Here is a 12,852-nt window from a genome sequence, read left to right as displayed (position 1 = left end):
CACTGCCCGGAGTGACGCCATCTTTGGGGTTGATCAGGTAGACCACCAACGGCACCTCGGTATGCCGCAGGCCGATACCGCCATGCGCCCCTTCGATATCACCATCAATGGCCGGTTCCATCAGCGGGACAACGATGGGCGGCAGGAGGGGGTCAAGTGTTTTGTTCTTGGGCATGGCGAGAATCCTCACGGTCGTGCGCTGTTGGCTTACCGCTATCAAACGCCTGAAATCGCGGCGTGCCTACTGTCAGAATTAACAGGTCGTGCGGGATGCCCCTGGATCGGTACCTGTTAATTCTGACAGTAGGCAATGCCCGGTTTCAGGTGTTTGATAGCGCCAACAACACCCTTCGTAATTACGTGATTTCGACCAGTTTCACTCGGGCGGGCGCCGTAGTCTTGGATGAGTCATTGCGCAGGGTGTGGACCATCATTTAAATGCCCACCATTTGGGGAGCAGCTGCCGCACCCACTGCTCCCCAAACCGGTCATCAATCAACATCACCACCCCCCGATCCTGTTGGCTGCGAATCACCCTCCCCGCCGCCTGCACGACTTTTTGAATACCCGGGTACAGATACGTGTAGTCGTACCCCGCGCCGAAAATCGCGCCCATGCGCAGTTTCATCTGCTCGTTCACCGGGTTGAGCTGGGGCAAGCCCAGGGTGGCGATAAACGCGCCGATCAAGCGCGCGCCGGGCAAGTCAATGCCTTCGCCGAACGCTCCGCCCAGTACCGCAAAGCCGATGCCCTGGCTATGCGGGGTGAACTGGTCGAGAAAGGCCTGGCGCTCGGCCTCGGCCATACCTCGGGATTGCAGCCACAGCGCAATCTGTGGGTGTCGCTCAGCCAGTAGCTGCGCGACCTGTTGCAGGTAATCGAAGCTGGAGAAAAACGCCAGATAGTTACCCGGTTGCGCGGCGAACTGCTGGGCGATCAATGCCACGATGGGTTCCAGCGATGCCTGGCGATGCACGAACCGCGTGGAGATCCGCTCAACGATGCTCACCTGCAACTGCTCGGCCTTGAACGGTGATTCAACGTCGACCCAGGCGGTGTTCGCTGGCAGGCCCAGCAAATCGGCGTAATAGTGCCGTGGGCTCAAGGTCGCGGAAAACAACACGCTGCTGCGCGCAGCGGTCAGCCTGGGCCGGATGAACTCGGCCGGTACCACGTTGCGCAGGCACAGGGTCGAGCTGCTGCGCTTGGCGGTGAACGAGCGCTTAGTGATATCGAAAATAAAGTGCTCGTTAAACAGCTCCGCCACCTTGGCCCATTGCAGGGCTTCGAAGTAGAAGGCTTGCAGGTCACCGGTGAGGGCATCGGGGTGATCGTTGAAGTAATCGCCCATGGCGCTGGTGCACAGGCTCAGGGCCTGGAGCAGTTTGTCGGGTTTGGCGGCGTAGGCCTGATAAGGCGCCAGTTGATCCTTGTGCAACGCGTTCCACTCACGGTTGAGGCGCTGCAAGGGTTTTTTCAGCGCCTCGGGTGCGCTGTCGCGAACGGTCTTGAGGCTGTATTGATCCAGGCTGGCGCTGTACATCGAGCGGGCTCGCTCGACTAGGTTGTGGGCTTCATCCACCAGCACCGAGACCTGCCATTGGTTGAGCTGGGCGAGGCCGAACAGCATCGCGCCAAAGTCGAAGTAATAGTTGTAGTCGGCGACGATCAGGTCGCTCCAGCGCGCCATTTCCTGGCTCAGGTAGTACGGGCATACCTGATGGGCCAGCGCCACGTTGCGCAGGCTTTGTTGATCGAGCAGGCGCACCTGCGACGCGGCCTGGCGAGCGGCAGGCAGGCGGTCGTAAAAGCCCTTGGCCAACGGGCAGGAGTCGCCATGGCAGGCTTTGTCCAGGTGTTCGCACGCCTTGTCCCGGGCCACCAGTTCAAGCACACGCAGTGACAGCTCGGGGCTGCTGTCGTACAGCACCTGGGCGGCATCTAGGGCCAGCTTGCGCCCGGGCGTCTTGGCGGTGAGGAAGAACACCTTGTCCAGTTGCTGCGGCGCCAAGGCCTTGAGCTGCGGGAAGATAGTGCCGATGGTCTTGCCAATGCCGGTGGGCGCCTGGGCCATCAGGCACCGGCCGGTACTCACCGCTTTGTAAACCGACTCGGCCAAGGTGCGCTGCCCGGTACGGAAGTCGGCATGGGGGAATGCCAGGCTCTGCGCGCCAGCGTTGCGTGCCGCGCGGTGCTGCATCTCCTGCCGGGCCCAGTCCAGGAACAGCGCGCATTGTTGCTTGAAGAACTGCTCAAGGTCTGGCGCATCGAATCGCTGGTTGAGCAAGGTTTCGCCTTCGCCGACGATATCGAAGTACACCAGCGCCAGGTCGATCTCACTGAGCCCGAGCTTCTGGCACATCAGCCAGCCATACACTTTGACCTGGGCCCAGTGCAGTTGCCGATGGTTGGCGGGCTGGGCAGCGAGGTCGCCGCGGTAGGTCTTCACCTCTTCGAGGCGGTTGCTGTCCGGGTCATAGCCGTCCGCCCTGCCCCGTACTTTGAGTTGCTGGTACTCGCCTTCAAGCGCCACTTCATTCTGGTAGTGCGCATTGCGCCGTGACGCTACCGTGCGATGGCCGACGATGCCTTCCTGGGCGCTGGGCGACGGCGTAAAGCGCAGGTCGAGGTCACCGACCTTGGCCGTGAACTCACACAGCGCCCGCACGGCCACGCTGTAACTCAAGCGGGTTGCTCCGCCCAGCGCACGTAGCAGACGGTGACTGGCATCTGGTGCTCGCCGCAGAATTGCAGCCAACGCAACTGGTTGTCTTGCAGACGGTCGCCGGGGCCTTTGACCTCGATCATGCGATAGGTATTTTGCGCGGGCCAGAACTGGATAAGGTCCGGCATCCCGGCCCGGTTGGCACGGATATCCTGCAACAGGCGCGCAAACCAATGGCGCAAGTGTTCGGCGGGCAGGCAGGCCAGGGCTTGCTCGAGCAGTTCTTCGTTGAGCAGGTTCCAGAACACAAAAGGCGACTGAATGCCCCATTTCTCTACATAGCGTTGGCGGATGCTAGCCTTGTAGCGACCATCCTCCAGTTGTGCAAAGCACGCGGCAAACAAGGCTTCTCGGCGTTGATAAAAGTCCTCGCTGTGCAAATCCGCCGGCCCACGCTGGAACGGGTGGAAGAATGCCCCCGGCAGCGGGGCGAAAATCGCCTCCCAGCACAGCAAGCCGAACAGCGAATTGATCAGGCCATTCTCGACGTAATGCACGGGCGCATCCGGTTCGCTCAGGTGCGCCAGCACACTGGATTCCACCGACAGCAGCGGTTCCTGCATCAGTGCCAGGTCCAGGCGCGCCACCGCTTGGGGCTTGGCCCTGGGCAGCGCCGGCCCGCCAAGTTTGCGCCGCAGGCGCGGCACTACCCTTAGCAGTTGTTGGTGTTCAGCGGCGCTGTGTGGGGCCTGTTGTGCCTCGGTCGCCAGGGCCATGGCTTGGGCGTAATCCTCCTGGCGCTCCAGTACGCGAATCAGCCGCGCCCGGGCACCGGGGTGCGTGCAACCGCGGTAAATCTGTTCGGCCAGCGCCAGTTCGGCGCAGCGTTCGCAATACTGGCCGATCTGGAACAACAGCTTGGCGCGGCGCTTTTCCAGCCAGGGGTTGTCGGTACACAACGTGGCGACCTGCGCCAACACCGTATCCAGCGCTTCACCGGCTTCAAAGGCTTGCTGGCACTGGTTCAGGAACAGGAACCCATGCACGTCGTCCCGGCTGCGTAACCCACGCGACTCGGCGCAGAACTCGACTTTTTCATAGGTGTAGATGCCCAGGTCTGCCAGCACGAATTCCGACCAGTCCTGGTGCAGATTGCCGAAGAACATCAGGCGCAGGCGATCACACAACTCCATTACCGTCAGGCTGTAGAGCGCGTCGTCTACGTCGGGGCACCACTGGGCAAAGCTGCGCGGCTCGGTAAATTGCGCGGCCAAAGGTTCAAGCCAATCGGCCTTGTTACCCTTGGGTTGGTCGATCCAAGGCTTGAAGGCGCCGAGCAATTCACTCTTTTGCAGCAGCGCGAAGAGGGTGGCAAACGGCAGCGGGCTTTGATCCTCCACCCATCCCAGCTCACGCAATGGCCCTGCCGCCGCATGGGGGCAACCGATTTCCAGGTAATGGAGTTTAGTGGCGCGAAAATGCACGCCCTTGCGCATCACCATGCGCACCAACAACGCCTGGGAGGCCTGGGGCAACCTGTCAAATTGCTGAATGAATTGCTGTTCGTGCGCATTGAGCAAATCGGCGTAGCGTTGCCCCAACCAAACCAGCACTTGGCGGAAGTTATGCAGGTAATACAAGGGGTCTTCGAGGGGGTTGGCCATGGTGCAATGCAATCAAATACTGGTTATGCATACAGAGTGCCGGGGCAAAGCCGTTGTTGCAATCAGTAATAGATAAATGGCGCCTGCAACTTTTTGCAAAAAAACAATCTGATGAGTGGGTTGATCGCGTAATATTTATGGCCCCGCAAGCAGACGCTGCGGGACTTTTCAGGGTTAAAGGTAAGGGTTATGAACATGAAGAATTTGGGTCTGCCACTGGTTGCACTCACTTTTCTGGTATTGGCCGGTTGCTCCACGCAAACCGTGGTGACCTTGCAGAACGGCACGCAGTATTTGACCAAGGACACGCCCAACGCCAAGACCGCCGACGGCTTCTACGAGTTCACCGATATTGCCGGCAAGCGTATTCGTATCAAGGCCGATGATGTGGCCACGGTGCGTAAGGAAAAATGATCATCTAGCAAAACCCATCAAATGTGGGAGCTGGCTTGCCTGCGATAGCGATTTTTCAGTCACCGCATGGCTGTCTCGACCGCCGCCATCGCAGGCAAGCCAGCTCCCACACCGAATGCGTTAGCTAATGACTATCCCCTCCCCCGACAGACTGCTCACACCCACCAGCGTCACCGAATCCGTCCCAAAGCCAATGACTGTATCCCCGCCCACCACCTTGATGTGATCGCGGTAATCATTGCTGCCCGCCACGTCGTTGAACACCAGTTTGTCCGTCGCCTGGTAGCCGATCACCCGGTCATTGCCAAACTGCCCGCTGAACAAAAACGTGTTGTGCCCACTGCTGTCGCGGATGGTGTCATTGCCCTTGCCACCTTCGATAAAGTCCGCGCCCCTGCCGCCTTTGATCAAGTCGTCGCCGTCGCTGCCGATGATGAAGGTATTGCCCTTGTGCGCCTCGGCATTGCGGTTGAGGTCTTGCACCCAGGTGGTGGCCCGTGCCGGGTCGGACAGGTTGGCGACGATCACCGTGGAGTCGCGGGTCATCTGTTCGTAGAACCCCGAGTCGAGGATACGGGTCATGCCGTCACCGTAACCGGTGGGCAAGTGCGAAACCCAAGTGGGCAGGTTGAGGATGGAAAACGGCAGGACGTTCCACAGGGATGAGGCGTAGTGATCGTTGAAACTGACAATGTTGTCGGTGCTCGATTCGTGGGCCTTGTCGTGCACGCCCAGGGACGACAGGTTGAATGACGAGCCATCCAGGGCTCGGAATACTGGATCGTTTTCATAACCGACGTTAAGCACCTTGTCGCCGGCGCTCTGGGTCGGCGATGCGTAGGCCACGTAATTGGCATCTTTATAAAAACCCGACCAGGTACTGTCGCTCAAGTCGGCCATGCTGTTGACCGCCATGCCACCGAGGCTGTGCCCGCTGACCACTACGTCATTGCCGCCCAGGCCCTGGGCGCTGGCGAAGTCCGCCACGTTCTTGAGCAAGCCGCCAAAGGCTTCCCCCGCGTAGTTCTTGGCATAATCCTTGGGCCCGAAGGCGGCGAGCAGGTCGTTGATCACATCGCCGATGGAGTCGGTGATCACACTTTCCCGAGGCCCTGAAGTGCCGCGGAAACTGATGCCGATTTCCAGCAGCTTGCCAGCGTCATCGTACTTGCCCAGCACCTCGGCCTGCGCCGTGCCGTAGCCGAATTTTTCGCCAAAGTAGGTGCCGCGTGCATCGACCTTGCCGCTATAGCCCAGGGTACTGGCGCTGATGGGCGTCCAGCCGGCTGCTTGCACCGCCTCAAGGGCGGCTTTTTCCGAGTCGGGGTTCCAGGGAATCCCGGGGATGACCCCTTGGGCATTGCTGCCGCCAATCAGCGCGCTGACCAGGGTGGCCGGTAACCCCAGCCCGAGGCCATTGTTCTGGTAGCCGACGGCAAAGCCGTTATCCAGGTTGTGGTAGGAATAAAGCGTGATCGCCATGGCATCGGCGAACAACGCCTTGGAGCCCTCGGTACCGAGGTTTTTATAGTCAAAGATACCCATTGGTAGTGCCTCTCTGTTGTTGGATTTGTAGAGAAAGCCAAAACACCTGTTATCCGTTACCACCTGTAGGAGCGAGCTTGTGTGGCGAGGGAGCTTGCTCCCGCTGGGCTGCGCAGCGGCCCCAAAAACTTGCGGGCGCTGCGCACCCGAGCGGGAGCAAGCTCCCTCGCCACAACCAACTGCACCTGGCCTTTAGAACGCCCAGTCCAGGCTCAAGCCGACACCGTGCACCTTCTCCTTGCTGGCCAGCAGGCCGTTGTAATCGAAGTTCACCCGCGCATCCTTGCTCAATGCCAGGCTGACCCGTGCCCCGACCAACGCCGCATCGCGCACCATTGGCGCACTTTCCACCGTGAACGAAGGGCCGCCCGAGGCAAACGCCAAGTGCTGTTCCGAATCGGTGCTGCTCAGGTTGTGCTGCCAGCCCAGGGTGCCGGAGACTTCCAGTTGCTGATGGTCGTTGATATTGAAGGTCTTCAAGGCCCGCATACCCAGGGTGCTGAGCACCAGGTCACGGCTGTCGTCGCCACTTCTCAGCGCGGCGGCGTCGCCCTTCTCTTTGAAGCTGTCAGTTGCCAGGTGCACGTAGGCCAGGTTTGCGAACGGCTCCAGGGCCAGTGGTTGCAGGTTGATGCGGTACGCAGCTTCCGTGAACACCTGGGTACTGTGGGCATCGACCTTGGCTTTTTGCTTGCCGCTGACATCGCCGTATTGCAGGTCGCGTTTGACATCGGCGCGGTGCCAGCTGTAGGTCGCGCCGCCACTCAGGCGCCAGGCGCCGATTTCATGCCCGGCATAGGCGCCGAAATGGTAGCTGTCGACCGAGGCGCGGCTGTGGGTGCCGCTGCCCATGTTCAACGACGTGTCGCTGTAACCGGCCACCAGGCCAATGCGTGTGGCCTCATCGACGGCGCCGTCCACACCGGCGAGCATGCCGCCGATAGAGGTGGTGTAGCCCGCCGTGTCGTTGCGGCTGTCGGTCTTGCCCCATGCGCCCAATGCCTTGACCCACACGTTGCCACGGCTGTCGATGGCTTGGCTGGTAGCGCCCATCTCGCCATTGCGCAGACGCTCGCCCACCGCTTCGCGTACGTAGCGGCTGTCATTGACCAGTGCGGTTTCCAGCGCCGGGTAGACTTCCCCACTCAGTTGCTGAAACGCGCCCTGGGCCGAAGCGGCCGTGGGTGCCAGCAGCAGGCTTTCATACACACCGTTGCCCGCGCCCAATTGCTCGACGGCTGCGGCCACGGCGCGCTGGTTCGGCGTGGCGGCCACACTGGCGAAGCTGTTGGTGCGTGCCACATCCAGCTGCACGCCGTTGGCGGCATAGTTCAAGGTACCGCCGACAAACAGGTAGTTGGGAACCACTGCCGCGAAGCTGCCGGTGACGCCACCTGCCGCTTGCAGGATGTTGTATTGGCGGCCGATCAGACTTTGGGCCTGGGGCGCGCTCAACAAGGTCGGGCTGTTTTCCAGGGCCAGGGTCACGGTGCCGCCGTTGAGGGTGGCCGTGCCGCCCGCGACGATACGATCGCTGCTGGTGGGCGACAGTTCTACCGCATAGGTCGAGCCCGGTTCAAAGTTGACGTTGCCCGCCACGTTCAAGGTGCCAATGGAATTGCCCGGTGCCACAGTACCGCCGCTTTTCGCGCTCAGCGAACCGATACGCCCCGAACCACCGACCACGCCGCTCTGGCTCACGGTGACGTCGGAGGTGACCGAACCGTTGATCGCCAGCAAGCCCTGGTTGACCAGCGTCGGCCCGCTGTAGGTGTTGGCGCCGGTGAGCACCAAGGTACCGATGCCCTGCTTGGTCAGGCCGCCATGGCCCGAGATGTCGTTGCTCCACACATCCCGCCCGCAGTGCAAGTCATCGCACACACGCTGGGTGGGTTTGCCGGCATCCACCACCGCGCCGACGCCCGGCAGGTCCGCCACGAACTGGCCGCTGCCGTAGGCGCCGTCGATACGGAACTCGGCCGGGATATCCTCGGCGGTGATAAACATCCCTGGGCCGTTGACCGCCTTGCCCAGGTTGATCATGCCCCAGCCATAGAGGGAGTCGATGCCCGGCGCGCCGAGGTCGGTGGCGGTGGTCTTGAGCACGGTGGATATCTGGTCGCCGCTCATGTATTGGAAGCGTTCCATCAGCACCGCTGCGCTGCCGGCTACGTGAGGCGCGGCCATGGATGTGCCGTTGAAGTTGGCGTAGTCGTTGGTGAGGTTGTCCAGGTTGGTGCCGTTGATGATCGAGCTGTAGATCTTGGTGCCGGGCGCCGATACGCAAAAGCTCGCCGCATAGCCACAGCGCGACGAGAAGGTGCTGATCACATAGGGGTTGGCACTTGCGGTGTCCGGGTTTTGCTGTAACGCGGCCACCGACAGCCAGTTCGGGGCAATCTCCGGCACAAAGTACGCCAGACCGGAAATGGCATCCGGGTTGTTACGGTTGTAGTCATTACCCGCGGCGAAGATGGTCAGCACACCGCTGCGGGCCGCATCGATGGCGCCTTGATAAGCCCCCCCTGCAATTGTTCCGAGGATCGGTCGAATGGTATTGAATTGCGCCTGGGCTTCGTTGACGGTGAAATTGGGAAACGCCGGATCGCGCCCGCCCTTGGCGTACTGATCACCGATGCCGATACCCCAGCTGTTGTTGATGATGCGAGCGCCGCTGGCAACCAGCGCATCCCAACCGGCTTTGTACACCGCGCCATCGTTGCCCAGGATAATTCCGTCTTCCGGGCCCGGGTCACCGTTTTCGGCACTGATGATTTGCGCATTGAACGCCACGCCATGCATCGGCCCGCCATCGCGGTTACCCGCAGCAATCCCGCCGACATGCGTGCCGTGGTTGCCCAGCTTGCCATTGGAGCCCAGGGACGGAGTGCCGTCGTAACGGAATGCATCTCCGGCCTTCACCGGGATATACGGGTCGGTATATTGGCGGATGCCCTCGGTGACAATGGTCACTACTTTGTTGGGGCTGGCGAATTCCGGATGTGGCGCATACACCGGCTGGTCGAAGATCCCCAGCTTGACGCCCTTGCCGGTATAGCCGGCCGCATAGGCGGTGTCGGCGTGCACGGCACCCAGGCCCCAGTCGGCCTTGAACTCATTGCTGCGCCAGCTGGCGGCGTCGCCCAGTTTGCCGGTTTCCACATAGGGTGCAGCCTGGGCGGTCCCCAGGCTTGCCAGGCAACACAGCAACGCGCCGTATGGCACGCAGCTCAGCGCCTTGAGCGGATAGCCCGGGCCTGTGTGGATGGCGGTAGTTAACCCTGACTTGCGTTTTTTCACGGTGACCTTCCTTAGTTTTCTTATTGCACGTGTGTAAATCACTTTCTCCAGAACACCGCCGCTGATCGTTCCCACGCTCCGCGTGGCAATGCGGCCCCGGACGCTCTGCGTCCCAAAGCGTGACGCGGAGCGTTACAAGAGGCGTTACCACGCGGAGCGTGGGAACGATCAGCGGAGCGTGGGAACGATCAGGTTCGCGGTGTATTCAGAACTGCCAGTTCAGGCTCAAGCCCACGCCCTGGGTTTTCGCGCGCCCACCCAGTTGGCCGTTGTAGTCCAGGTTGACCCGTGTCGATGCATTCAGCGCCAGGCTGGCCTGCACGCCCACCAGGGCGGCATCGCGCAGCAACGGTGCACTGCGCACCGCGAATGAAGGCCCGCCTGCGACAAACGCCAGGTGCTCTTCGGACTCCACCGCCGTCAGGCTGTGTTGCCAGCCCAACGAACCGGATAGGTCCAGTTGCTGGTGGTCATTGAGGGCCAGGGTTTTCAAGGCACGCACGCCAAGGGTGCTAAGCACTGCATCACGCCGGTCGCTGCCGCGTTCCAGGGCAGCGCCGTCGCCTTTTTCGTGAAAGGACTCGCTGTTCAGATGCACATAGGCCAGGTTGGCAAACGGCTCCAGGGCCACCGCTTGCAGGCGGATGCGGTACGCGGCTTCGGTGAAGACTTGCGCCGTGGTCGCGTCCAGCTTGGTTTTTTGCTTGCCGCTGACATCACCCCATTGCAGGTCACGCTTCACGTCGCCGCGATGCCAGCTGTAGGCACCGCCGACGCTCAGGCGCCAGTCACCCAGCTCGCGCCCGGCGTACGCGCCAAAGTGGTAGCTGTCGATGGACGCCGATGAATGGGTACCGCTGCCCATATTCAGCGAGCTGTCGCTGTAGCCGGCGACCACACCCACGCGGGTCTGCTCATCCAGCGCGCCATCCACGCCGGCCAACAGGCCACCGATGGAGGTGGTGGAACCCGCCGTTTCAGTGCGGCTGTCGGTCTTGCCCCAGGCGCCCAGCGCCTTGAACCACAGGTTGCTTTCACCGGTCACTGGCACATGGCGCAGGCGCTCGCCCACGGCATTACGCAGTTGCAGGCTGTCGTTGATCAGCATCGCACCCACGGCGGGGTAGATTTCCCCGGACAGTTGCTGCAAACCCTGCTGGGCGGTGGCGGCTGACTGCGACTGCAGCAGGCTTTCATACACTGGGTTGCCAGCGCCCAATTGCTCGGCCGCCGCCGCAACGTTGCGCTGGTTGCGGGTGGCGCCGACGCTGGCGAAGCTGGCGCCATTGCGCCCAACATTCAGTTGCACGGCATTGGCGGCGTAGTCGAGGGTGCCACCGAGGAACAGGTAGTTGGGCAGCACTTGCCCGAACTGGCCCTGGATACCGCCCGCCGCCTCGAGAATCGAGTACTGCCGGCCAATCAGGCTTTGGGCCTGGCTCTGGCTGAGCAAGGTCGGGCTGTTTTCCAGCGCCAAGGTGACGGTGCCGCCGCCCAAGACCGCCTTGCCGCCCGCGACAATACGGTCGCTGCTGGTAGGCGTCAGCTCCACGGCATAGGTAGAGCCGGCGCCGAGGTTTACGTCCCCTGCCACTTGCAAGGTGCCCACGGAATTGCCCGGGGCCACACGGCCGCCGTTGTTTACCGACAACGCGGCGATACGCCCGGAACCGCCGAGGGTGCCGCTGTCATTCACCGTCACTGCCGAAGCCAGCGAGCCATTGACGGCCAACAGACCACCGTTGACGAGGGTCGCACCGCGATAGGTGCTGTCGCCGCTGAGCAGCAGGCTGCCGGCACCGGCCTTGATCAGGCTGCCCTCGTACACGCGGTTGGCAGCGGCCTGGTCGCGGGCGCTGCCAATGGCGTAATCGGTCTGGTCCTGCTGGCTGGCAGTGGCGCCCACGCCGTTTTGCCAGCCCTTGTCGATCAGGGTTTGCTGCCAGGCAGTGTGTTCGGCGCGGTCCTCGGCCTGGCGCTGAAGCAGCGCCTGGTCGGAGATGCCATTGCTCCACACATCGCCCTGCCCGGCGGCCAGGTTCACCTCCATAGGCCCGAGCAATTGCCCCGGGCCATGCATCGCCCGGCCCAGGTCAGGCACACCCCAGCCGACAATCGCATTGGGCGCCTGGGTGATCGAGCCGTCGAGCTGCGTGGCGGTGGTCAGCAGCACCTGCAAGGCTTGCTCGTTGGTCATGTAGGGATAACGTTCCATCACCAGCGCCAACGCGCCGGTGGCATGGGGCGCTGCCATCGAGGTGCCGGACTTGACCCCGTAACCACCGTCGGGAATGGTGCTGTTGATCAGCGCGCCGGGGGTAGAAATACACCAGTACTTGGCAATGCCGCACTTGTTGTATTTCTGGTTATTGGCCTTGTCCAGCCCGGACACGGCAAGCCAGTGGCCTTCCAGTTCCGGCTGGAAATACGGCAAGGCCGAGCGCACGCTCGCGTTGGCATAGCCGCTGTTGCCGGCGCTGAACACATTGATCACGCCAGCCTTGGCCACGTCCGCTGCCGCGTCCAGCCAGGTGCCACGGTTGTAATGCTGGGCGTACGCCGCGTGCATGTTGTCCAGGGTCTGGTAGCTGACGTCCTTTGGCTGGCTGCCCCAGCTGTTGTTGATGGCGCGCACGCCGGAGTCCACCAAAGCGGTGTACACGGTCTTGAAGTATTTGGGGTCTGGCGTCGGGCCGAACAGGAAGCTGTCGTTGGCGTTGGTGTTGCCCACAAAAACTTGCGCGTTGTAGGCCACGCCATGCATGCCCACGCCGTCGCGGGCGGCGCCCATGGTGCCGGTGACGTGGGTGCCGTGGGAATCATTGTTCGGGTTGAGCGCGCCCGTGGTGCTGAAGGCGCTGCCATCGACATAGGTGCCAGTGGCGGTGACCGGGTGGAAACGGTCTTTGGAGGCTTCGGGGTGATTGGCATCGAACCCTGAGTCCAGCGCGCCGATTTTCACGCCTTGGCCGCTGATCCCGGCGGCGTAGGCTTCATCGGCTTTCATGCGGCCCAGGCCCCAGTCGCTCTGGTACTCGGCCGAGCGCCAACTGGCGGGGTTACCCGGCTGGCCGGTCTCGGTGTATTGCGCCTGTGCCGCAACGGACAGCAAGAGCAAGGAACCTGCGGTGAAGGGTTTGAAACGCGGTGAATCGGTGATCATGTGCACACTCCCTATTATTGTTATTCCCTGCCCTGTGGCGAGGGAGCTTGCTCCCGCTGGAGTGCGAAGCGCTCCCTAAAAAAGCCGGCTCCAGCTTCGCT

The 12,852-nt window shown here is 62.0% G+C and carries 6 protein-coding genes; 1 reads left to right on the top strand and 5 read right to left on the bottom strand.

The features are described from left to right. Positions 1–430: 430 nt before the first annotated feature. Together HBO10_RS30460 and HBO10_RS30455 are read right to left on the bottom strand one after the other, a co-directional pair. On the bottom strand, positions 431–2,686 hold the full coding sequence (locus HBO10_RS30460; protein WP_034127687.1) for an ATP-dependent DNA helicase: 2,256 nt from the start codon (positions 2,684–2,686) through the stop codon (positions 431–433). Then, on the bottom strand, positions 2,683–4,329 hold the full coding sequence (locus tag HBO10_RS30455; RefSeq protein ID WP_034127688.1) for a VRR-NUC domain-containing protein: 1,647 nt from the start codon (positions 4,327–4,329) through the stop codon (positions 2,683–2,685). Before HBO10_RS30455 ends, HBO10_RS30460 begins: the two co-directional genes overlap by 4 nt. 189 nt (positions 4,330–4,518) lie before the next feature. On the opposite strand from HBO10_RS30455, the gene HBO10_RS30450 reads away from it, so the two are divergent. Further along, positions 4,519–4,743: a YgdI/YgdR family lipoprotein gene (locus HBO10_RS30450; protein ID WP_003191162.1), complete on the top strand. Its 225-nt coding sequence runs from the start codon at positions 4,519–4,521 to the stop codon at positions 4,741–4,743. Positions 4,744–4,863: 120 nt separating this feature from the next. Here HBO10_RS30450 and HBO10_RS30445 read toward each other — a convergent pair whose 3' ends face one another. The 3 genes from HBO10_RS30445 to HBO10_RS30435 form a co-directional block, all read right to left on the bottom strand. After that, positions 4,864–6,288, bottom strand: a complete 1,425-nt coding sequence (locus tag HBO10_RS30445; protein ID WP_034127689.1) for a lipase — start codon at positions 6,286–6,288, stop codon at positions 4,864–4,866. Between the two features lie 192 nt (positions 6,289–6,480). Continuing rightward, positions 6,481–9,588, bottom strand: coding sequence for an autotransporter serine protease (locus HBO10_RS30440; RefSeq protein ID WP_034127690.1), 3,108 nt, complete (start codon positions 9,586–9,588; stop codon positions 6,481–6,483). Between the two features lie 205 nt (positions 9,589–9,793). After that, positions 9,794–12,751, bottom strand: a complete 2,958-nt coding sequence (locus HBO10_RS30435; RefSeq protein ID WP_034127691.1) for an autotransporter serine protease — start codon at positions 12,749–12,751, stop codon at positions 9,794–9,796. Positions 12,752–12,852 lie beyond the last annotated feature (101 nt).

This window comes from Pseudomonas sp. WS 5503 (assembly GCF_012985385.1).
Taxonomy (GTDB): domain Bacteria; phylum Pseudomonadota; class Gammaproteobacteria; order Pseudomonadales; family Pseudomonadaceae; genus Aquipseudomonas; species Aquipseudomonas paracarnis.
Note: the sequence above shows the minus strand (reverse complement) of the source record. Positions and strands in the feature narration are given on the sequence as shown.

Bases quoted from the DNA above. Each gene is read 5' to 3' on its own strand.
- HBO10_RS30455 (WP_034127688.1), bottom strand. From the start codon at position 4,329: ATGGCCAACCCCCTCGAAGACCCCTTGTATTACCTGCATAACTTCCGC.
- HBO10_RS30450 (WP_003191162.1), top strand. From the start codon at position 4,519: ATGAACATGAAGAATTTGGGTCTGCCACTGGTTGCACTCACTTTTCTG.
- HBO10_RS30445 (WP_034127689.1), bottom strand. From the start codon at position 6,288: ATGGGTATCTTTGACTATAAAAACCTCGGTACCGAGGGCTCCAAGGCG.
- HBO10_RS30435 (WP_034127691.1), bottom strand. From the start codon at position 12,751: ATGATCACCGATTCACCGCGTTTCAAACCCTTCACCGCAGGTTCCTTG.